We start from the raw sequence: 21,695 nt of genomic DNA, 5'->3' as shown, positions 1-21,695 counted from the left end.
GCTGATTCTGGGGAGGATGCATGCTCGGCGTGACTCGCGATGGTGATGTGGTCACCATCGAACTGCAGCGCGAGGAACGGCGCAACGCGCTCAACGACGACCTGGTCGGCCAGTTGCGCGCCGCGGTACTCGACGCGGTGGCGCAAGGTGCGCGCGCCATCGTGCTCACCGGCCGCGGGCCGATCTTCAGCGCGGGCGCCGATCTGTCGGGGGTGTACTCGGAGTCGTTCCTCGGCGGTCTGCTCGACATGCTGCACACCATCGAATCCGTTCCGGTTCCGGTGATCTCAGCGATCAACGGCGGCGCGCTCGGCGCGGGTGTGCAGCTGGCGCTGGCCTCGGACCTCCGGGTGATCGAGCCCGACGCCTACATCGCGGTGCCCGCGGCCAAGCTCGGCATCTCGGTGGATCGCTGGACGGTATCGCGGCTGGCGGCCCTGATCGGTGGCGGCCCCGCCCGCACGATCCTGCTCGGCGCCGAATCCGTTTCCGCCGCAGACGCTTACGCCTACGGCTTCGCCAACAAGCTCGGCACGCTCGCCGATGCCAAGGACTGGGCCAAGTCCATCGCGGCACTCGCGCCGCTGTCGCTGCAAGCCATGAAACTGATGCTCAACGACGACGGCACCGGCGATCCGGCGAGCGATCAGCAGCGGGCCGCGTTGGAAGCCGCGTGGAGCAGCGACGATGCCAAAGAGGGCCGCCTGGCCCGACAGGAGAAGCGCCCGGCGAAGTTCGTGGGCCGCTGATGCGCATCACACGCCTGGCGGGTTCGGTGGCGAGCACCTTCGGTCTTGCCTGGGTGGCACGCGCGGTCTGGGGTCTGCCCACCTCGATCGGCGCGAGTCCGTCGGCGATCGCGCCGACTGCGATCGGCAAATCCTCCTACCGCGACGGCCGTTTCCACAACACCGAGCCGAGCTCCATGCTCGCCGCCGGCGCCGCACCGTCGCTGATCTGGTCGGGGCTCACCAAGGGCAGTATCGGTCGCCCGGCGAACCCTGTCCCGCTGGTCACCCCCGCCGTTCCGGAGCAGGCCGCCGACCTCGCGGTCACCTGGTACGGGCATGCGAGCGCGCTGGTCGAACTCGACGGCTACCGCGTGCTGGCCGACCCGGTGTGGAGCGAACGGGTCTCCCCGTCCCCGGTGGTCGGCCCGGCCCGTCTGCACCCGGTCCCCGGCGAGCTGTCGCAGGTGCCGCAGGTCGACGCGGTGATCATCTCCCACGATCACTACGACCACCTCGACAAAGCCACCGTCGACGAGCTCGTCCGCACCCAGCTCGCGCCGTTCGTCGTGCCCACCGGCATCGGCGCGCACCTGCGCCAGTGGGGCGTGCCCGAATACCGGATCATCGAGCTCGACTGGGGTGGCTCGGTCTCGCTCGGCCATGACGCCGACGACCGCGGGCTCACCATCACCTGTGCCGAGGCCAGGCATTTCTCCGGCCGCGGCCTGGTCCGCAACACCACGCTGTGGGCGTCGTGGGCGCTGTCGGGCCCGACCAAGCGGGTCTACTTCGGCGGCGACACCGGCTACACGAAGGCGTTTTCCCAGGCGGGTGCTGTACTCGGCCCCTTCGATCTCACGCTGCTGCCCATCGGCGCCTACGACGAGCGCTGGACCGATGTGCACATGAACCCCGAAGAGGCGGTGCGCGCGCACGCCGACCTGTGCCTGGGCGACGCTTCCTATGGACTGCTGGTCCCGATCCACTGGGCCACGTTCAATCTGGCTTTCCACGGTTGGTCCGAACCGGTCCGACGCTTTGTGTCGGCCGCCGCCGACGCGGGTACTCCGGTAGTAGTGCCCAAGCCGGGCCAGAGGGTGGTTCCGAATGACCTCCCACCACGGGATTCGTGGTGGGAAGATGTGGAGTGAGTGTTGCCTGTGGTGAGCGAACGTGAGTGATGCTCCATCAGGCAGCCTCGCCTTGCGGTGAAGCGGTCCCCGCCGAATCCAGCTCACGCTGCGTCGGGGTAGACCTTTCACAGCCTCCTGCCTCGCCCGCTTGCGCAGGCTCGGACTTGCGGATGGCCCCAGCGGTGCGGTGATCGATCACCGCTTTGACGAGGGCGAGCATGTGGTGAACGCGAACCTGGATGCACCGCAATGCGATCGGAGTACCCGTTGTTGTCGCGGGGTGGGGTCGAGCGCGAATCGGTAGGCCTGCATCGTCCATCCGTCAGGGATGTCGAACCTCGACATCAGCGATCAACTCCTTCCCGCTGGGTCTCGTTGCTGCTCACCTATAGCGGTTACGATGTCATAGCGGTGAGACATATTTCGATCCATGTCGGCGGTCGGGCCGCGACAGTGCTGATGTGTGCTTACGTTCGATCAGATTTGCTGATGAAACACCGAGCGGCACAGAATCTCCTCTTGAAAGGAACACGGTCAGATGAGTCTCGTGGATACGCTGAAGGGCTTGCTCGGTAAGGGCAAGGTAGCGGTCGAACAGAACGCCGACAAGATCAATGAGGCGGTCGACAAGGCCGGCACCTTCATCGATGACAAAACCAAGGGCAAGTACAGCGACAAGATCGAGAAGGGCAAGGACGCGGCCAAGAAGGTCGTGCCCCCGCAGGCAGGCCCCGGCACTACCAACGGCGGCCCCGCTCCGACAGATCCCGGACCCAAGGCCTGATTCGGTGCGCGGGGACCGCTAGCGGTCCCCGCCACTGGCGATGACGTCGATGGTCCGCCGCGAATTTCGGGGTGCACCGGGTGAACCGGACATCGAGGTTGAGCTCAGCAACCTCGACAAGGTGCTGTACCCGGAGACCGGTACCACGAAAGGCGAAGTGATCGCCTACTATTCGGCGATCACCGAGGCGGCGCTGCCGCATCTCGTCGGTCGCCCGGTCACCAGGAAACGGTGGCCCAACGGCGTCGACCACTCCGATTTCTTCGAGAAGAACCTGCCCGAGCACGCGCCCGCGTGGATCCACCGCGCCGCGATCGAGCATTCCAGCCGCCGGGTGGTGTACCCGCTGATCGATTCCGAGGCGGGCATGGCCTGGCTCGCACAGCAGGCGGCGCTGGAAATCCATGTGCCGCAATGGCGTTTCGACGCGAACAACCGCGGCCCGGCCACCCGGATCGTGTTCGATCTCGACCCCGGTTCCGGTGCCGGGCTGGCCGACTGCGCGCGGGTCGCGCTGGCCGTGCGGGAGATGGTCGCCGATATCGGCATGCGGGCGTTCCCGGTGACCAGCGGCAGCAAGGGCATCCACGTCTACGTGCCGCTGGATCGGCCGCTGAGTTCGCGTGGCGCGTCGACCGTCGCCAAGCAGGTGGCCGCCAATCTCGAAGCGCTGCACCCGGATCTGGTGACGGCGACCATGGCGAAGGTGGCCCGAAAAGGCAAGGTGTTCCTGGACTGGAGCCAGAACAACGCCGCCAAGACCACCATCGCCCCCTATTCGCTGCGCGGTCGCGCCGAACCCGATGTCGCCGCCCCGCGCGCCTGGGCCGAGATCGAAGACGCGGATACGTTGCGTCAGTTACGTTTCGACGAGGTACTCGCCCGCTGGAAAGCCGACGGCGACCTGCTGGCCGATCTCGATCCGCCACTGCCCGCCCGCCCCGACTCGCTGACAAAGTACCGCAGCATGCGCGACCCGAAGCGCACGCCCGAGCCGGTCCCCGAGGCCACGCCGGAACCGGGCCCCGGCAATCGCTTCGTCATCCAGGAACATCACGCCCGTCGCCTGCACTGGGATGTGCGCCTCGAGCACGACGGCGTCCTCGCCTCCTGGGCGGTGCCGAAGGGCCCGCCGACGGAACCGAAACACAATCGCCTGGCCGTGCGCACCGAGGACCATCCGCTCGAATACCTTCACTTCCACGGCGCGATTCCCCAGGGTGAATACGGCGCGGGAGAGATGACGATCTGGGATTCGGGCACCTATGTCACCGAGAAGTGGCGCTCCGACGAGGTGATCGTCGAACTCGACGGAGAGCGTGTGTCCGGCCGCTACGCGTTCATCCAGACCAAGGGCGACCAGTGGCTCATGCACCTGATGCGCGATCAAGCACGTCGGGAACCCCTGGTGGACAAAGTTTTCCCGCGAGGATTGTCGCCGATGCTGGCCACCGCGGGCGATGTCGAATCGCTGACTCCCACGGATTGGGCCTTCGAAACCAAGTGGGACGGCTTCCGGGTGATCGTCGAGATCGACGACGGCGCGGTCACCGTCCGCAGTCGCGCGGGCAACACGGTGACCGCTCGGTATCCGCGCCTGGCTGTTCTCGGCGAGGAACTGGCCGGGCACCAGGTGGTGCTGGACGGCGAAGCGGTGGTGCTCGATGATGACGGACTCTCGGATATCTCGGCGCTGCAAGCGGATTCGGCCCGTGCGGTGTTCGTCGCGTTCGACGTGCTCTACCTCGACGGCACCTCCCTGCTGCGCAAGAAGTACACCGACCGCCGCGCCGTGCTCGAGGCGCTGGGCAAACTGTCGCCATCGATGAATGTCACTGCGTTGCTGGATGGTTCGGGGGCCGAGGCGATGAAGGCCAGCCGCGAGCAGGGGCAGGAGGGGGTCGTCGCCAAGCGGCTGGAATCGGTGTATCAGCCGGGCAAGCGCAGCCAGACCTGGCTCAAGCAGCGCAACTGGCGCTCGCGCGAGGTGGTGGTCGGCGGGTGGCGGCGCAGCGACAAACGACCGTTCAAGTCTCTGCTGCTCGGGATGCCGCACGAGGACGGTCTCATCTACGTCGGCCGGGTGGGTACCGGATTCGGTGACGAACAGGCGCGGCGGATCGCTGCCGAGCTGGCCGGGCTGCGGCGCGCGACTTCACCGTTCACCAACGAGATGACCGCCGACGAACGCCATGACGCGCAATGGGTCACCCCCGAGCTCACCGGCACGGTCCGCTTCCAGGCGTGGACCGACACCGGACGCCTGTGGCACCCCGTGTGGGACGGTGTGACGAGTTCGCCACGATGATGCTCACCCGTGAAATCCGCGATGTTGCTACGGTAATCGCGTTGTACCCGGTGTCGAATCAACGAGGAGTGCGCGGTGGATTTCAAGAACCTGGCCGGCAAGGCGATGGACCTGGCCGCCCAGCATGCGGACAAGGTCGACGGCGTCATCGACAAGGCCGGTGACGTGGTGGACGAGAAGACCGGCGGCAAGTTCAGCGGCCAGGTGGATTCCGCCCAGGACGCGGCCAAGAACGCCCTGCGCGAGAAGGCCTGATCGTCTCGGCGGGCCGATGATCACCGGCCCGCCGAATCCGCACGCTGACTGTTTGCCGCGCTGTCAGTTCCCGGCCATCAGGCCGGAGATCGTCTCGATATCGGTGACCAGCGCATTGCCCTGGAACGCGAAGTCGTCATAGGCCCGCGCTATCGCTTCCTTGTCGCGACCGCCGCAGGCGTCAGCGATCACCACGGGCACGAAACCCAGATCGGTGGAGTGGGTGACGGTGGGCGCGATCCCGATTTCGAGCGCGACCCCGGCGATGGCGTAGGAGCCGATCTTCAGATCGCGCAGCAGTGTGGCGAGCGGTGTGCCCTCGAACGCCGACATCGACATCTTGTCGAAGACCAGCTCGTCCTCGCGCGGCACCAGCTCCGGCACCAGCTCGAACGCGGGCGTATCGCGTTGCAGAATGAAGGCCACGTCGTCGACGGATTCGGCGTTCTGCCAGCTCATCAGCAGCCGCATCCCGTACACGCCGGTCAGTCGCCGCGGCGGGAAGAAGTGCCGCAGGAAGATCACCGGATAGCCGCCGCGCCGGGCGGCTTCGACCACTCGCACGACACGATCGGTGATCTCCTGCCCGTCGGGCAGCTGGCCGAGGACACCGACCTGCATGTCGTAGACGATCAGCGCCATCCGGTCGGGCGCGCACAGATCGCCGAGGGTTTCGGGAATGTCGAGTCCGTTTCCTTGTCGCACCGACGCCAGTGTAGGCGTCGGTGCGGCGGGGGAATCACACTGTGGCGCAGACTATTTGGTCTGCGTGGCCCACTGTGTGGAGCCTGCCGGTGCCTGCAGGGTGTTGATCAGATCCATACCGGCGATGACCAGCGCGGGTCCACCGACAATGAGCGTGCCGATGATGCCGCCGACGCTGGCGCCGGTGACGAAGCCCGGAATCGCGCCGATGCCGGGGATGAGAACACCGCCGACGACCAGGCCGATCACCGCGCCGAGGCCCATGCCGACGAAGCTGCCGACGGCCGTGGCCAGGCCGAAGGTCGACGCGAAATTCGCCTGTGCCGCGTAGTTCTCGGCGGGCGAGGCGACCGGCGTGAGGTTGGGCTTCGCCGCGGCGACGTCCTTCACCGCGGTCAGCTCGAGTACGTGGCCCTCGTCGCGAACCGTATGCGGCAGCGGGTATTCGAACTTGCCGTCGCGGACCGACAGCGGCATCGAGACCAGGGTGGCGCCCGCTTCGTCGCGGATGTCGACCGCACCGCCGGTGACGGTGAAGGTGCCGTGCGTCAGGGTCGTGATGAGGGTGTTGCCGACGACCTCGGTGCGGTACTCGACGTTCGGCGTCACCGGGTCGGCGCCGGCTACTCCGGTGCCCACCAGGGCGGCAGCGAGCATCGGGATGGCGGCCGCGGCGATCTTGCGGATGATCATATGAACATTTCCCATCTGGAGTTCATCAGGCGTGAGTGTTCGAACAAGCGCCGTGGCGTGATTTCCCCCGAGAAAGCTCGTGACCGGCGCGTGAAGCTGCCTAGCTCGATTTTCGTGACGAACCATATCTCGCCATAGGGTTTCGGGGCAGTGAATTCGGGGTATTGCGGCGTGCCTCAGCCGATGACGTTGCTGAGCAGCACCGCGCCCGCGCAGACCGCGACCACGAGGGTGAGGGCGATCGCGTCCCGACGGTGCGGTGCGCTCGGGTGCGCTGTCAGCATCCCCGTGCCGCCACGTGCGGTGATCGCCTCGCCGAGTTCGCCCGCCCGCCGCGACGACACCGCCATGCACGCGGTGAGGATGTCGATGAGCGGGTTGTCGGCGGCGCGGTGCAGCAGGTTGTCCTTGGGCCGCAGCTTGCGAGCGGCGCGCAGTACCCGGATCTCGTCCAACAGCAGCGGCAATCCGCGCAGCGTCAGCGCCACCACGACGGCCCACTCGTCGATGGGCAGCCGCAATCTACGCAGCGGCGCACCGAGTTTGGCGAGTGCGGGGGCGATCTCGCCCATCGGGGTGGTAAAGGCGATCAGGAACGAGGCGGCCACCAGGACCAGTCCGAACACGAAGATCTGGATGTAGCCGAGCACCGCCTTCATCCCGATCGGCGCGTTGATCAGACCGCCGAGCACGACAAGGCCCCAGAACCACCACGGCAGTCGAGGAATCGCGCCGAGCGGCAGCCGCGCGAGCACCCAGATGAGGACCAGGAAAGCCGTGATCACGCCGAGTACCGGCCAGGACGGCAGGAACATCAGCAGCAGGCTGATCAGGAACGCCGCGATCATCTTCGTGCCTGCCCACAGGCGGTGCACGACGCTGTCGACCGGTACTTCACGCAGCAGCACTGTGCTCATGGGGTGGTGCCTTTCGGTGCGCTGGTGTGTGCCGTCGCGCCTTCGTCGCCGCGACGGCCTAGGGGCAGACCGGCTACAAAAGCCGATTTCTCCAGTGCGCGTTCGGTTCTCGGGATCGCGTGGCCGTCCGCCGAGACCACCACGCCGCCGTCCAGGTGCACCGTGCGGTCGCAGACCATGGACATCTCGGCGACATCGTGGGAGATGATGACCAACGTCAGACCCGAATCCCGCAGCCGGGCAAGCAGTTCCACGATCTCGGCGCGACCCTGTGGATCCAGGCCCGCCAGTGGTTCGTCGAGGACGACCACCTGCGGACGACTCGCCACCATGGCGGCCAAGACCACCCGCTTGGCCTGCCCGCCGCTGAGTTCCTCGACGGAACGAGCGGCGAGGCGGCGATCCAGGCCCACCGCGTCCAGTGCCTGCCCGACCGCGCCCGACCCGGTCGCCCGTCCACCCCAGTCGGCGATCTCGGCGCCGACGGTCTGCTTCTGTAGTTGCAGCCGGGAGTGCTGGAAGGCCAGCGCGACCCCGCCGACCTGCTTGTCGACCGCGGTGCCGCGCAGTTCACAACGTCCCGAGCTCGGCGCGATCAGCCCCGCGATGATCCAGGCCAGCGTCGACTTGCCCGACCCGTTGCCGCCGACGATCAGGAGGGCCTCGCCCTTGTGGACCGACAGGTCGACGCCGTGCAGGGCCGGTGCCTCCCACGGCGTGCCGCGGTTGTAGGTGTGGTGCACGTCGGCGAGTTCGAGCACGGGGGCGCCCATCGGCCTGCGGCGCTGGTCGCGGGCGGGGTGTGGCCAGCTCGCGAGATGGTCGACCATGCGTCCGTCGGCGAGGTGGATCACCCGGTCGGCGGCGGTCGCGTCGGCTTCGTGGTGGGTCACCAGGACCACGGCGGTGCCGTGTCGGCGCGGGAGTTCGGCCAGCAACGCGACGAGTTCGCGGCGGCCGTCGGGGTCGATCATCGAGGTGGCTTCGTCGGCGATGAGCAGAGCCGGGCGGCGGGCGAGCGCGGCGGCCACGGCCAGACGCTGTTGCTGGCCGCCGGAGAGGGTGGCGGTTTCGCGGGCGCCCATGTCGGCGAGGCCGACCTCGGCGAGCAGCGCGTCGACGTCGACCTCGGCGGCCGATTCCGCCGACAGTCCCCACACGACATCGTCGGCGACCGAGACGCCGAGAGTTTGGCTCTCGGGACGTTGCAGGACCAGCGCGGTCCCACCGAGCGCGCCAAGGCCCGCCGAACCAGGGCGGTCCACCGCGCCCGATGTCGGCGGCCTGCCTGCCAGAACTCTGGTCAGCGTCGACTTGCCGGATCCGTTGTGCCCGACGACGGCGACGAACTCGCCCGGCCGGATGGTGAGATCGATATCGGCCAACGCATCGATATCGGTGCCTTCGTACCGATAGCCGACCCCGTGCAGAGACACCGGCAGCGGTCCCACCGGCCGATCGTCGGGCGGCGCGTCGAGCCGATCGCTGCCCGGCAGCCAGGCCAGTCGATCGAGTACCGCCCCGAGAACGAACCAGGAGATCACCGTGCTGACCAGCACGCCGAGCGCCACCGTGGTCCCGATGTAGATCCACCACCAGCGCAGCACCACGTCGACGGCCTCGGCGGCCATGCGGCCGAGCGGCTCCAGCGCAGGCGTCCGGCCCGCCAAATTCTCGATGCCCTTGGCAGTGTTGCGGAACGCTTCGAAGAACAGGTCCCTGGTTCGCGAGAAGACCAGCAGGCTGCCGACGGAGAACACTCCCCAGCCCACGCCCGCGACGACTCCGAGAGCCAGCACCGCGGGGAATCCGCCGCCACGGCGTTTCACCGTTCCGATGATTCCGGCCATGGTGGCCGCGCCCATGACGCCGAGCGCAGGCATCACGCCTGCGGCCACGAACGTGACCAGCGTCGCCGCGATAGTGGCGGTGACCAGCGCTCGCAATCGATACCGCTGGGCGAGCAGGCCCAAGGGCACTGCCGCGACGAGTTGGAGGGCGGCGGCCATGGGAACCAGTGAGCCGACGGTGATGAGGCCGACGGTGAGTCCGGCCATCACCGCGCCGCTTGCCAGTTCGATCGGGCGCAGGGGACCGCTGGGCAGACCCACGGGCTTGTCTCTCACGTGTCCAGTCTGCCAGGGGGCTGCGGTTGCGGGTGTGGGGCTGATGTGGAGGTTGTGTGGGTTTGCCGTAGATGGCAGCGGTGGCTACCGATACGCCGGGGCCGCGCCGTCCTGCTGTACCGGTGCGGTCTGTGGGCGTCGGTGGAACATACTCGGCCGCAAACGGGCGATCGCGACGCCGGTCAGGCACAGTGCGCCGCCGAGCAGTGCGGTGGGGGTGGGGACCTCGGCGAGGAAGATCCATGACATCACGATGGCGAGCGCGGGGACGGCGTAGCTCGATGAGGCAGTCACTCCCGCAGGGGTGTGGGCCAGGGCGTAGGCCCACAGCAGGAAGGCGAGGGCGGTCGAGACCAGGCCCAAATAGACCACGCCGACCGTGGCGGAGAGGGGTGCTTCGGCCAGTTCGTGTGCCATTTTCGGTGCCCACGGCAGCAAGACGACAGCACCGGCCACCGCGCCGAGGGCCGTCGCGGTCAACGGGTCGGTGGAGCGCAGGACGAGTTTCTGCGCCACCACGCTGATCCCGTAGAGCAGGGCGGCGGCCACCGCGAGCAGCACGCCGACGCGGTCGCGCTGCCCCGGTCCGGTGAACGCGATGATCGCGGCGCCGCTGAAGCTGACGGCGATTCCCACCACGAGCAGCGGCGGGAAGCCTTCGTTCAAGAACAAGCCCGCCAGCACCGCGACCACGATGGGCGCGATATTCACCAGGAGTGCGGTGGTGCCCGCGTCGAGATGCTGTTCGGCGGCGTTCACCAGCACCGTGTACAGCCCGAACCACAGTGCGCCGTAAGCCATCGTGAGCCACAGCGCCAGGCCGCGCGGCATCCGGCCGCCGCGAAACACCAGCACGAGCACCAGCACGATCGCACCGACCAGCAGTCGCCCGGACGCCATCGCCGCGGGCGAGACGTAGGGCGCGATGCCGCGGATGATCACGAACGACGATGCCCAGGCCAGCATCACAGCGACCAGGGCGAGCGCGGGCAGGTGTGACTTCATGCCTCTACGGTGGACCCATGGAGAGGTAAGCACAAGCGGGTATTCGCCATCTAATATTCAGTAGAACTGAATCGAGGAGTCCCATGATCGACACGCACCGCTTGATGATCTTCCGCTCGGTGGTCGCGACCGGCTCGGTGGCCGCGGCGGCGGCCACGCTGGGCTATTCCCCGTCGGCGATCTCCCAGCACCTCACCGCGCTCCAGCGGGAAACCGGTTTGCGATTGCTGGAACGAGTGGGTCGCGGTGTGGAGCCGACCCCGGCGGGGCGGGTGATCGCGGGCGAGGCCGCCAAGGTGCTCGACGAGTTGACCGCGCTCGGGTCGACGGTGTCGGACCTACGGGCGGGCAAGGCCGCCCGGATCACGATCAACTCGTTCAGTTCGTCGGGCACCAACTGGATGCCCGACGTGGTCGCCACCCTCACCCACGAATTCCCCGACACCAGGGTCCGGCTCCGGATCGTCGACGAACTGGCCGCGATAGCGGACAACCGCCCCGACATCGCCCTTACGGTGCGCCTCGACAAACCCACCCAGGTCTCCGGCTACTCCCACCGCGACCTGATCACCGAGCCGTACGTGGTGGTGGTCCCCGGCGACCACGAGCTCGCGGCGCGCACCACCGTCGACGTCGCCGAACTCGAGCAGTACCGCTGGATCGACAACGACACCAGCCACGGACCCTGCCGGCAGGCGATGCTGAATGCCTGCGCCGCAGCGGGTTTCACCCCCCGATTCGTCGTGGAGACCACCGACTACCCGTCCGCGCTGCGATTCGTGGCGCGCGGTGTCGGCCTCACCGTTGTCCCTCGCCTCGGCGCCACGGATCTGCCGTCCGGCGCCTGTGCGCTGGAGCTGACCAACCCGACTCCACGTCGCACGATCTGCGCGCACATCAAGGACTCCGAGTCTTACAATCCAGTCGTCCTCCGAACGATGGAGTTGCTCGATGAACTGGCTGTTCGACCTCGCGGCCGCCTCGTGACACCGTCGGCCGAGGGCGCACAGTCGAGCTCCCGGACGACGCGCTGAAGGCGCGGAAAGGCGGAACAGTGTCCGGTGGCGTTCGGTCCGAGCGGTATCGGTGCGCTGTGCTCGGGCCGTTGCGGGTGTGGGGGCCCGACGGCGGCGAGGTGACGCCCAGCGGGGTGCTGCCTCGGCGGTTGCTCTCGTTGTTGGTGTTGCGCCGTGGGGCGGTGGTGTCGGTGGACGCGGCGATCGAGTTGTTGTGGCCGGAAGGCAGGCCGAACAATCCGTCGGCCGCGTTGCACAGTCATATGTCGCGTCTGCGTCGGGTGATGCCGGAGGTGATCGGGTCGGTGGGGAACGGGTACCGGCTGGATCCGGAGCGGATCGTGGTCGACGTCGACGAGTTGGGCAAGATTCTCGATGGTGACGGATCGCCCGCGGCGATCCTGCGGCGTTGGGTCGGACCTGCGTATCCGGAACTCGACATGGTGGACGAGGCACGGGCAGAATCGGCGCGGCTGGAAGAACTCCGGGTCAGAGCGGGGCAGGTCGATGCGGCTCAGCGGCTCGCCGACGGTCGGACCGACGGGTTGGCCGCTGAGCTGCGTGCGATGGTCGACGAGTATCCGTTGCGAGAACACCCGCGCGCCTTGCTGATCGAGGCGTTGGTCGCGACCGGCCGAACGGCCGACGCGCTCCGGGTCTACGACGAGTTCCGCCGACTCCTCGCCGACGAACTCGGTACCGAGCCCTCGGAACTACTGCAGCGGCGCTACCAGCAGCTGCTCGCCGATGACCGGGGGACCGAAGCGTCCCAGCGACTTCCGATGTCGGTGACCTCCCTGGTCGGGCGCGACGACCTGCTGGCCGAGACCGAGGCCTTGCTCGCCGACACCCGCCTGGTGGCTCTCGTCGGTCCCGGCGGCGTCGGCAAGACCCGGATGCTGCTCGAACTGGGACATCGGCACACCGATACCTCGGTGGTGTGGTGTGAACTGGCCGGGACCGATGCCGACGGAGCCGTCGCAGCGGTCGCCGCCGCACTGGCCATCGACGTACGGCCTGGAATCCCACTCGCGGAGCGCATCGTAGGCGTCATCGGAACCACGGAAATGCTTGTTCTCCTTGACAATTGCGAGCATGTTATCGAACCTGTCGCCGCACTCGTCGACCTGCTGCTGCGCCGCTGCCCACGTGTGCGGGTTGCCGCCACCAGCCGCGAACGCCTGCGTGTAGCCGGCGAACATGTGCGCCGCGTGCCCCCGCTCCAGGTCGGAGGCCATAGGTCCCCCGCGGTCGAACTCTTCCTGGAACGCGCCGCATCGGCGACCGGCGAGCTCGTCCTCGACCCCGCTGCCGTCGACCAGATCTGCGCGATCGTCTCCCGCCTGGACGGGCTGCCGCTCGCTATCGAATTGGCTGCGGCACGGATGTATTCGCACGAAGTCGACGAGATCGCGGCCGGGCTGGACCGTCAATTCGACTTTCTGTCGGCGGGATACCGCACCGCGACCCGACACGGTTCGCTCGCCGCCGCGGTGGCCTGGTCGGTGGATCTGCTCGACCCGGCTCTGCGGGAAGCCTTTACGAGCCTGTCGGTATTTTCCGGACCTTTCGATGTCGCCGCCGCGGCAGCGGTCTGCGGCACCGACCTGGGTCCGACCGCCGACAGCCTGACCGAACTCACCGAACGATCACTGGTCTCGCGCGCGCCCGGCCGCCGCTACGCCCTGCTCGAAACTCTGCGCACGTTCGGCCGAACCGAACGCGCGACCGCCGATGACCACACCGGTGCCCGGCACGCTCACTATTTCGTCGACTGGGTCGAGCGTGCCGGTCGCGAACTCGCCCGTTCGGCCACCGTCATCTCCCGGATCGACGACGCGATCACCGAGCTCCAGCGCGCCCTGCACTGGCTGCTCGACCACGGCGACACCGCGAACGCCGCCCGTCTCGTCGCGGCCCTGATGGACTACGGCCTGCTCAGGCTGCGTCCGGATGTCCTCGGCTGGGCCGAACTCGTGATCGCGGCCGATCCCGACGCCACCGGCCGCCTCGCCGCCGAGGTCTCGGCGGCGGCGTCGTACGCGCGCTGGATGACAGGCGACCTGTCGGGTGCCTACGAACGAGCCGGTCGCGCGCTCGCGGTCTGCGACGACCCGCCCTATAACGCCTACGGCGCCTATGGCGTCTGTGACCTGTTCTCGGGCCGCTTCGACGAATCCGCCGAGTGGTATCGCCGCGCCGGGGTCATCCCGGATCGGCCGTCGCCGAACATGGATATGGCGACCTGGATCATGCTGCTCGGCTACGCAGGCGATCCGACCGCAGAACGACGCTCTGCCGCGCTGGTCGACGAAATCGGCTCCGTCACTTCCCCTTACGCGGCTTACGTGCTCTATTGCGCAGGCGAAGCCGTATTGGACATCGACCAGGACCGGGCGCGCGACCTGCTCGACCGGGCGCTACGGATGGCGGAAGCCACCGGCACCACATTCGTGACCGGTGTGGCCGGGGCCTCGCGCGCTTCCCTGGATGTGCGTTCGGGTCGAACGGCCGAGGCCGCGGCGGCCTATCCCGCGCTGATCCGCGGCTGGCAGCGCGCCGGAATGTGGTCCACCCAGTGGGTGATGCTGCGCTCGATCGCACTGCTGCTCGACCAGCTGGGCCGGGCGGAACAGGCGGCGGTCCTGGACGGTGCCATCCGCGCCGCCACCGCCGATCAGCCCCTCGGATCCGATCGCGAGGTTCTCGACCAGTTGTCACACCGCTTGCGAACAGCTCTGGGCGCCAACGATTTCGACCGCGCTCGCCGCCTCGGAGCCGAACTCGACAACGACGAGATCCTCGACTACACCTTCACGGCCCTCGGCCCGCAGGCGTGAATCCTCCTGCGGGCCAACGGCATCACCAGCGCGGCTGCTCGCCCAGAATCCCGAGCACCGCCTTGCCGACCATCTCATGGGTCAGCGCGTCGTTGCCGGGATGGAAACCGCCGCACCGCACATCGCGGTAGAGCCGCTCGAGCTCGTTGCCGGAGAGCATCGCCGCCCCGCCCGCCACATCGAGTGCGGTATCGACCACCCGCTTGGCGGCTTCCACGGCCCGCCACTTCATCGAGTACACCTTCGGCGCCCAGTCGGCCCCGTGATCGGCACCGGTCACCCAGTCCGTGGTGAACTTGGTCAGCACCGCGTCGGCGGCGTCGAGCTCCAGAAACATCGACGCGATCTGGTGCTGCACGAAGGGGTTGTAGGCGTACGCGCCACGTTCGATCGCCATCGACTTCTTGCGTCGCGCGTTCTCAACCGCCAATTCCAGTGCCCGGTCGCCGATTCCGAGGTACACGGCCCCGATCAGCGACAGCGGCCACATCGTCATCCCAATCAGGAACGGATGCTCGGCATCACCGGCAGGCATCACGCAGCCGATTCGGACATCGGGCACGAAGACGTCGGTGAGGTGGGTGTCGTGACTCTGGGTCGGACGCATGCCGAGCGTGTCCCAGTTCTCGACTACTGTCGCACCGTCGGATCCGCGTTTCACGAAGGCGTGCACCACCTTCGGTCCGCCTTCGGCGTCGGCATCGAGAGCGTGCGCGCCCAACCACTTCCACGCGGGCCCGTTGGACCCGAACTGCTTGTGCCCGGTGAGCCGGTACCCGCCGTCGACACGACGGGCCCGGCAGGTCGAGAGCAGCACCGGAATGTCGTTGCCCGGCTCGGCATGGCCAGCCGCGAAGATTTCGCCCGCCAGCGCCTCGTCGTAGATCCAGTCGAGCGAGTCGTCACCGGCCCGTGCCATTTCGTTGGCGATGCCGATCCAGTACGAATGCATCGACATCGCCAGCGCGGTGGCGGGGGCGTAGGCGGCCAGGCGGCGCTGACTCGCCGCGAGCTGGGCCAGGTCCAGACCCCAGCCGCCACGTTCAGCGGGGACAGCGGCGGCCGGATAGCCGATGCCGCGCAGCTCCGCGAGGTCTTCGGCGAAGTAGGTGTTGTCACGGTCGTGTGCGGCCGCGCGAGACCGGAACCGTTCCAGCATGTCGGTCGGGATGGTGCGGGATTCGATGATCGTCTGAGTCATGGGAGTTACTGTTCGGTGGCGTGCTGTTACGCCGCTGTCGTGCGCTGTCACCGACCGCGCGGCGCCTGACAGCCCGCTGACAGGGCGTCCTCGCACGCTGAACCCATGATCGCAATCGAAGATTTGGGCACGATCCTGTCGATCTGGGCCCACCCCGACGACGAAACCTACCTGGCCGCCGGAATCATGGCGGCCGCGCGCGACAACGGTCAACGAGTGGTGTGCGCCACCGCGTCGGCCGGCGAGATGGGCACCGAAGACTCGGTGAACTGGCCGCCAGAACGCCTCGGCCGGGTTCGTCGCTGGGAAGCCGCTGCCGCGATGGCGGTTCTCGGCATAACCGAACACCGCGTCGACGACTTTCCCGACGGCGAGTTCCCGATGCACGATCTGGCCGGAAATGCTTGGGCCGCTGATCTGCTCGCCGAAGTCAGGCCCGACACTGTTCTCACATTCGGACCGGAGGGCATGACCTTCCATCTAGACCACATCGCCGTCCATCGCTGGGTGACCCACGCCTGGCGATCCGCGGGGCGCCCCGGACGGCTGCTGTACGCGGTGCCGTCCGCCGAGAAACTCGCGCGCTTCATGCCGCTCTACGAGGAGTGGAACATGTACATGAGCCCGCTTCGCCCCCTCGGCGTGCCCCGGGCCGAGATCCCGCTGAACCACACGCTGAGCGGCGCCGCGCTCGACCGCAAGATCGCCGCCTTGCGTGCGATGTCCACCCAGACCGGCGCGCTCACCGCCTCGGTCGACGAAGCGTTGCTACACGAGCTGGTCGCCGAGGAGACCTTCGTTGTCGCCGCCGAAGTGCGTGAATCCGTGGCGGTGTGAACCTTCACCGACCTCGGTTGGGCCACCGACTCGTCGCCGGCGAGCACCGCGTCGTCGTCGCTGCCGTGTGCCCGAGACAGCCGATGCTCAGGCGGGCGGGGGCTCGGCTAGCCAGCCGCCCATCGCCACTGTGCGGAAATGCGTTGTGAGGCCGAAGTTCTCATCGATGACGTGCAGGGCGATGGCCGGGTCCGGGGCATAGTCCATGACGCGGTGGGGCAGCGTCAGTTCCCATTCGCCGCCGAGGACCGAGGCGGTGCTGGGGCCGGTGATCATGGGTTTGCCCGCGAAGGTCGTCGCGATGGGGGAGTGGGCGTGGCCGGTGAGGATGCCGACAACGCGTGGATCGCCTGCCACGACAGCGGCCAGTCGGCCGGGATCGGCGAGCGCGATGACATCGACCACGGGACTGAACACCCGCTTGGGCGGGTGGTGCAGGGCCACCAGGATGGGGCCGTCGGGCGCCTCGGCGAGCGTCGCGCGCAGCCAGTCGAAGGTGTCCTCGCCCAGCAGGCCGGCCGGTTTGCCCGGGATGCTCGAGTCGAGCATGATGACGGTGAGCGGGCCGACGCGGTGGACGCTGTTGACAGGGGTGGTCGAGGCGGGCTCGCCCAGCAGGACGGTGCGGAAGTTCACGCGGTCGTCGTGGTTGCCGGGCAGCAGGTACACGGGGATGTCACCGCCCTGCAGCGCCAGGCGTGCTTGCGCGTACTGCTCCGGCGTGCCGGAATCGGTGATATCGCCGGTCACCAGGATGACGTCGGGCCTGCGTGGCAGGTCCGCCAGGTACCCCATCACCGCCTCCACCCGTTCGGTGTTGCGCGCGCTGAGGTCGAAGTGGGTATCGCTGAGCTGAGCCGCCAGGATCATCGGCAGTCGCTTTCTTCTCTGGGATCGCTCCGTTGCGTCAGAGTGCGCCGGTATGACTCATCGACACCTCTCCAGGCTAGATGACCTGCGATTTTTCGTCTTCATGAGCCGTACCACGGCCGAAAACCTGTTCAGTGGTCTGTGTCACCTTTCACGCCCGCGGATCGGGCCGTTCCGGCGTGCGTCGCGCGCCGATGCACTAGCGGGAAACCTGCGCGAGCATTCTCGTACGTTCGAGGCTCGACGTTGCGTAACTTTGTCTATGTGTCCAACACTGATGCTGTGCGTCATCCCGGTACCCGAGTCGTACTGAGTGCCTTGTCGATTCCGTTGACGCTCGCCCTGTTCGGGTGCAATGCGTCGGTCTCGATCGGCGGCCCGGATTACGGGGCGCTGGAGAAGAACATCACGACGGAGCTCGACAACGCCTACGCGTCGATGTCGCGCAAGGTCTCCTCGGTGAAATGTCCACGACTGGCCGACGATCCGAAGGCCGGCGACACCTTCGTCTGCGTCGCCGACCTCGGCGGCAACGACGTACGCGTCGATGTGACGGTCGAAAACGACGAGGGCGCGGTGAAGTTCACGACCCGTGACGTCGTGTTCGACCTCGCCGCGACCGCGAACGGACTCACCACCGATGTCGCGAGCCAGGTGGGCTTTCCGGTGACGGTGGACTGCGGGCAGGGACTGAAGATCGTCGAGGTCGGCAGCACCTTCACCTGCACAGCACTCGATGCGCAGGGCGACTCGGGCACGATCGAGGTGACTGCCCGCAACGCGGGTGACAGCGACTGGCGACTCGTGGAATAGCCCCCGGTGGCCGCCGGTCGAGGTCAGCCGCCGATGAGCTGCCGCGCGGTGTCGAGTAGCCGCGCGGCCTCGTCGGGGTCGCGCGTCACCGGCGCCCAGAAGTCGGGTCCGGGGGTGGCCTCGAGGTCGAGGACCGGTGGGGTCAGCCAGGCGGCGTCGAGGCCGAGTCGCCAGGAATGCAGGTGGGTGCGGGGGAGCGCGGCGGTGCGGTCGAACAGCGGGTCACCCAGGATCGGATGACCGATCCAGGCCAGCTGCACGCGAATCTGATGGCGTCGCCCGGTCACCGGCCGCACGGCGAGCAGCGCGTGATCGCCGTGCCGGGCGACGGTGCTGAACAAGGTCCGCGACGGATAGTTCTTCGCAGGCAGCAGGTCTGCCTCTTCGATGAACCACCGATCACCCTCGCGCTTGATCGCTTCCCTCGGCGCCGCGATACGCACCCGATTCTTGCGCCCCACGCTCAATGGCAGATCGATCTCGCCGCGATCGGGCAGCTCGGCGCCCGACACGATCGCCAGATACGCCTTACGCGCGGTCTGATTGTTGAACTGCCTGGTCAGCGGTCCGTGTGCGGCCAGATCGGTAGCCAGCAGCACCAGTCCGGAGGTCACCTTGTCGATCCGGTGCACCGGATACAGCTGCGTCCCCGCCGCCTGCGCCAACTCCACCAGATCGGTGTCGTGGCGCTCGCCGGTCACCGAGATCCCCGACGGCTTGTTCAACGCGAGCACCGCGTCATCGGCGAACACGGTGTATTCCTCGCGCACGCTGCGCCAATCCAAGTCCACTACGACACCCTAGGCAATGGTGTTCCCGCTCTGCTCGACGGCTGGTCAGCGAGCCGCGGCGCAACGTCGCACGGGCCGATCATGCCTGCCGCAGGCGGTGGGGGCGTAGACGGTTGAAGCCGCGCACGCGCACGCTGCGCAGGTGGCGGATGGCGAAATCGGGGTGGCCGTCGAGGGCATCCGCGGCGGCGTCGTCGATGAGGATGTTGCCCGGTCGGGCGACGCCGGTGAGGCGGGCGGCGATATTGACCACCGAGCCGTAGAGGTCACCGAAGCGCTGCAGCACCTCGCCGTAGGCGAAGGCGACGCGCAGTTCCGGGGTGCCGCCGACGAGCATGGTCGATTCCTGGATGGCCAGCGCGATGTGGCCGGCGGCGGTCGCGGTCTCGGCGGCGAACATCACCTCGTCGCCGACGTTCTTGATCACCCAGCCGCCGTTGTCGGTGATCGCCGAGGTGGTGGTCGACTCGAAAGCTTCGAGGAGCGTGGACAATTCGTCGTGGTGCAGGTGTCTGGTAAGCCTGGTGTAGCCGACCATGTCGGCGAATCCCACCGCCAGCGTCCGCAACGAGCCTTCGCCCTGCGTCTCGCTCGACCTGGCGACCGCTGCCGCCAGGTGCCTGCGCCACACATACGACTGCAACTGATCGATGCTCGCCATGGTGGATTCCGTTGCGGCACTGACCCGTTCCGCCAGTGGAATCGCAGGATCGCCCGCGACGACGCGCGCCTTGATCTCGGCCAGCACCAGGTCGGCCTGCCACTCCGCCAACCGCGCCATGCCCTGACCGATGGTCCGAGCAGCTGCGGCCTGCTGCCGAATATTCGACGCGGGAACAACTTTCATGCTCCGAAAGTTGGTGACCGCCGTGATGTCGATCTGCGTGAAGTCGACCTGATCGTCCTCATTGGCCGGAAATCCCAGCGCCGTCCACAGCCGCCGCGACTCCGCCTCCGGCACCCCCGACTGCTCGGCCACCTGCGTGCGCGTATACCGCCGCGGTCCACCGAGCAGCGCCTCTTCGACGCTGCGCTGCACCAACTCGGTCATCTCGGGGTCCGACATACCCAGACTCTACGACTGTGTGGCGCGAGCGACAGGCATCCTCGTCTTCGCATTGGCAACGTTCATAAATCCGGACCCCGCTTCCCCGCCGGTGACACCAGGCACAGTGCCGCTGACCCCGATACCTGTCACCTGGTCGCTTACCTGCCGGTGCGCAACTGATGGCGAAAGTGCGTACTTGTCCGCGTGAGGGCCCGAATCGACACTCGGTCCGGGGAGATCGTCCGATCGCCCCGCCAGGACAGGAGTCGAGATGATCAAGGAATCGGTGACGGTGCTCGGCACCGGATCGATGGGCAGCGCGCTGGCCGGCGCCTTCCTCGCCGCGGGCTACCGCACCCAGGTCTGGAACCGCAGCCACGAACGAACGGCGGCCTTGGCGGCCGCGGGCGCGACCGCGCACCCCGACATCGCCGATGCCGTCGCCGCGAGCCCGGTGATCATCTCCTGCCTCACCACCTTCGCCGCCACGCGCGACAGCCTGCTCGGTGTCGACGGGCTGGCCGGTCGCGATCTCATCACCCTGAACAGCGGAACACCCGACCGAGCACGGGGATTCGCCCGGTTCGCACGGTGCGAGGGCGCCCGCTTTCTCGGTGGTGCGATCAAGAATGTGCCCGCGGCCGTGGGCGATCCGAACACGCTGCTGTATTTCGGCGGTGATCGCGACGTGTTCGACACCCACGCCGCCACCTTGCGCGTTCTCGGTGGCGAACTCGAATTCCTCGGCGCTGAACCGGATCTGGCCGCGCTCTACGAATCCGCAGTCGGCGCGACCCTGCTCCCGGCGCTACTCGGCTTCTTCGAGGGCGCGGCGGTGCTGGCTTCCCGCGGGCTTCCCGCCTCGACGATGGTGCCCTATTCGGTGAAGTGGTTGCAGATGATCGAGTCGCTGCTGCCGGTCCTGGCGGGCGAAATCGACGACGAGGACTACACCCGTCTCGGCTCGTCGGTCGAGCTGTTCCACACCGCCGCCGCCGACGATGCGCGGCTCGGCGCCGAAACGGGCGTCGACCTGTCCTGGCACGCCCCGATGCACGAGCTGCTGAGCCGTGCGGTCGCTGCCGGGCACGGTGCGCAGAGCATCACCGCGGTGATCGAGCAGTTGAAAACGGGTCAGCGCAGCACGCTGTAGGTGGCCGACAGGGTGAAGCCGTGCTCGCCGACCTCGCAGCTCACCGTCCCCTGGTACCCGACGCCGCAGGTGGTGTTCTCCCGGGTGATCCGGTGACCTTCGGGGAGCACCTTCGCGGCCGGGTGGGTGAAGATCGGGCTGTCGGCGTCGACGAAGTGCGCCGCTTCGAGGATTCCCACCCGGAGCTGGTCGGTGCCCGCGGGCGCGTCGATCGGGACGGCGTCACACCCGGCCGGGCCGTTGTTCCAGTAGATGGCGCAGTGCCGGCCGTCGGGCGTGGTGAAGAAGACGCTGCCCGCGTATTCGGGTTCGCTGACCTGGTACTCGACGGGGTCGACCGGTGTGTAATCGCCGAGTCCCGATTGGGCGGCGGCTTGCCCGCCTGTCAGGAATCCGACTGCCAGCGCGGCCCCGGAGATGATGGTGAGTGCGGATCGAATCAACACTTCGGCGTCCTCCCTCGACGTGG

The 21,695-nt window shown here is 67.8% G+C and carries 21 protein-coding genes and 1 pseudogene; 11 read left to right on the top strand and 11 right to left on the bottom strand.

Going from position 1 to position 21,695, the window contains the following annotated elements; translation table 11 throughout:
• The first annotated feature begins 20 nt into the window (after positions 1-20).
• A complete protein-coding gene (locus ASD42_RS19315) occupies positions 21-749 on the top strand; it encodes an enoyl-CoA hydratase (RefSeq protein ID WP_056818567.1) in 729 nt (242 codons plus the stop codon).
• Positions 749-1,882, top strand: coding sequence for an MBL fold metallo-hydrolase (locus ASD42_RS19310; protein WP_056818565.1), 1,134 nt, complete (start codon positions 749-751; stop codon positions 1,880-1,882). Before ASD42_RS19315 ends, ASD42_RS19310 begins: the two co-directional genes overlap by 1 nt.
• Positions 1,883-2,059: 177 nt before the next feature.
• Here the strand turns inward: ASD42_RS19310 and ASD42_RS33910 are convergent, their stop codons facing one another.
• Positions 2,060-2,176, bottom strand: a complete 117-nt coding sequence (locus ASD42_RS33910) for a helix-turn-helix domain-containing protein (protein ID WP_235569748.1) — start codon at positions 2,174-2,176, stop codon at positions 2,060-2,062.
• A gap of 226 nt (positions 2,177-2,402) precedes the next feature.
• Between ASD42_RS33910 and ASD42_RS19305 the strand changes: the two genes are divergently transcribed.
• The 3 genes from ASD42_RS19305 to ASD42_RS19295 all read left to right on the top strand — a co-directional run bounded on the left by ASD42_RS19305 (position 2,403) and on the right by ASD42_RS19295 (position 5,211).
• The gene (locus ASD42_RS19305; protein ID WP_056818564.1) at positions 2,403-2,648 is read left to right on the top strand and encodes an antitoxin; all 246 of its coding nucleotides are present in this window, start codon (positions 2,403-2,405) and stop codon (positions 2,646-2,648) included.
• 49 nt (positions 2,649-2,697) lie between these two features.
• Positions 2,698-4,956 carry an ATP-dependent DNA ligase gene (locus ASD42_RS19300; protein WP_056819289.1) on the top strand — a complete coding sequence of 753 codons (2,259 nt, stop codon included), beginning with the start codon at positions 2,698-2,700 and terminating at the stop codon, positions 4,954-4,956.
• Positions 4,957-5,031: 75 nt separating this feature from the next.
• The gene (locus tag ASD42_RS19295) at positions 5,032-5,211 is read left to right on the top strand and encodes an antitoxin (protein ID WP_056818562.1); all 180 of its coding nucleotides are present in this window, start codon (positions 5,032-5,034) and stop codon (positions 5,209-5,211) included.
• 63 nt (positions 5,212-5,274) lie between these two features.
• Here ASD42_RS19295 and ASD42_RS19290 read toward each other — a convergent pair whose 3' ends face one another.
• The 5 genes from ASD42_RS19290 to ASD42_RS19270 form a co-directional block, all read right to left on the bottom strand.
• A complete protein-coding gene (locus ASD42_RS19290) occupies positions 5,275-5,916 on the bottom strand; it encodes a cysteine hydrolase family protein (RefSeq protein WP_063893674.1) in 642 nt (213 codons plus the stop codon).
• Positions 5,917-5,967: 51 nt separating this feature from the next.
• Positions 5,968-6,624: an ammonium transporter gene (locus ASD42_RS19285; RefSeq protein ID WP_235569698.1), complete on the bottom strand. Its 657-nt coding sequence runs from the start codon at positions 6,622-6,624 to the stop codon at positions 5,968-5,970.
• Between the two features lie 161 nt (positions 6,625-6,785).
• Positions 6,786-7,526 (bottom strand): energy-coupling factor transporter transmembrane component T family protein, encoded by a 741-nt coding sequence (locus ASD42_RS19280; RefSeq protein WP_056818560.1) that lies wholly within the window; start codon positions 7,524-7,526, stop codon positions 6,786-6,788.
• Entirely contained in the window at positions 7,523-9,583 is a 2,061-nt protein-coding gene (locus ASD42_RS19275; protein WP_084787201.1) for an ABC transporter ATP-binding protein, read from the bottom strand. The genes ASD42_RS19280 and ASD42_RS19275 overlap by 4 nt, the downstream gene beginning before the upstream one ends.
• Positions 9,584-9,736: 153 nt before the next feature.
• Positions 9,737-10,657 (bottom strand): DMT family transporter, encoded by a 921-nt coding sequence (locus ASD42_RS19270; protein WP_056818556.1) that lies wholly within the window; start codon positions 10,655-10,657, stop codon positions 9,737-9,739.
• Positions 10,658-10,740: 83 nt separating this feature from the next.
• Here ASD42_RS19270 and ASD42_RS19265 point away from each other — a divergent pair, with 83 nt between their 5' ends.
• Entirely contained in the window at positions 10,741-11,691 is a 951-nt protein-coding gene (locus ASD42_RS19265; RefSeq protein ID WP_063893673.1) for a LysR family transcriptional regulator, read from the top strand.
• Positions 11,692-11,711: 20 nt separating this feature from the next.
• Entirely contained in the window at positions 11,712-14,513 is a 2,802-nt protein-coding gene (locus tag ASD42_RS19260) for an ATP-binding protein (protein ID WP_056818554.1), read from the top strand.
• 22 nt (positions 14,514-14,535) lie between these two features.
• On the opposite strand, the gene ASD42_RS19255 is transcribed toward ASD42_RS19260, so the two are convergent.
• Positions 14,536-15,714, bottom strand: coding sequence for an acyl-CoA dehydrogenase family protein (locus ASD42_RS19255; protein WP_056818553.1), 1,179 nt, complete (start codon positions 15,712-15,714; stop codon positions 14,536-14,538).
• A 105-nt stretch (positions 15,715-15,819) separates the two neighbouring features.
• Between ASD42_RS19255 and ASD42_RS19250 the strand changes: the two genes are divergently transcribed.
• A complete protein-coding gene (locus ASD42_RS19250) occupies positions 15,820-16,551 on the top strand; it encodes a PIG-L deacetylase family protein (protein WP_056818551.1) in 732 nt (243 codons plus the stop codon).
• 87 nt (positions 16,552-16,638) lie between these two features.
• On the opposite strand, the gene ASD42_RS19245 is transcribed toward ASD42_RS19250, so the two are convergent.
• A complete protein-coding gene (locus tag ASD42_RS19245; protein ID WP_056818549.1) occupies positions 16,639-17,421 on the bottom strand; it encodes a phosphodiesterase in 783 nt (260 codons plus the stop codon).
• A gap of 264 nt (positions 17,422-17,685) precedes the next feature.
• Between ASD42_RS19245 and ASD42_RS19240 the strand changes: the two genes are divergently transcribed.
• On the top strand, positions 17,686-18,234 hold the full coding sequence (locus tag ASD42_RS19240; protein WP_235569696.1) for a DUF4333 domain-containing protein: 549 nt from the start codon (positions 17,686-17,688) through the stop codon (positions 18,232-18,234).
• Positions 18,235-18,257: 23 nt separating this feature from the next.
• On the opposite strand, the gene ASD42_RS19235 is transcribed toward ASD42_RS19240, so the two are convergent.
• Both ASD42_RS19235 and ASD42_RS19230 read right to left on the bottom strand, forming a co-directional pair.
• Positions 18,258-19,025 (bottom strand): RluA family pseudouridine synthase, encoded by a 768-nt coding sequence (locus tag ASD42_RS19235; protein ID WP_056818547.1) that lies wholly within the window; start codon positions 19,023-19,025, stop codon positions 18,258-18,260.
• Between the two features lie 79 nt (positions 19,026-19,104).
• On the bottom strand, positions 19,105-20,091 hold the full coding sequence (locus ASD42_RS19230) for an adenylate/guanylate cyclase domain-containing protein (protein WP_056818545.1): 987 nt from the start codon (positions 20,089-20,091) through the stop codon (positions 19,105-19,107).
• 238 nt (positions 20,092-20,329) lie between these two features.
• Here ASD42_RS19230 and ASD42_RS35730 point away from each other — a divergent pair.
• Together ASD42_RS35730 and ASD42_RS35725 are read left to right on the top strand one after the other, a co-directional pair.
• Positions 20,330-20,797 (top strand): annotated as a pseudogene (locus tag ASD42_RS35730) (NAD(P)-binding domain-containing protein); the annotation flags it as partial.
• Positions 20,786-21,226, top strand: a complete 441-nt coding sequence (locus ASD42_RS35725; protein WP_327153155.1) for an imine reductase family protein — start codon at positions 20,786-20,788, stop codon at positions 21,224-21,226. The pseudogene ASD42_RS35730 and the gene ASD42_RS35725, both read left to right, overlap by 12 nt.
• Here the strand turns inward: ASD42_RS35725 and ASD42_RS19220 are convergent.
• Positions 21,208-21,672: a hypothetical protein gene (locus ASD42_RS19220; RefSeq protein WP_056818541.1), complete on the bottom strand. Its 465-nt coding sequence runs from the start codon at positions 21,670-21,672 to the stop codon at positions 21,208-21,210. The genes ASD42_RS35725 and ASD42_RS19220 overlap by 19 nt on opposite strands.
• Between the last annotated feature and the right edge of the window lie 23 nt (positions 21,673-21,695).

The organism is Nocardia sp. Root136, assembly GCF_001427185.1.
GTDB classification, from domain to species: Bacteria; Actinomycetota; Actinomycetes; order Mycobacteriales; family Mycobacteriaceae; genus Nocardia; species Nocardia salmonicida.
Note: the sequence above shows the minus strand (reverse complement) of the source record. Positions and strands in the feature narration are given on the sequence as shown.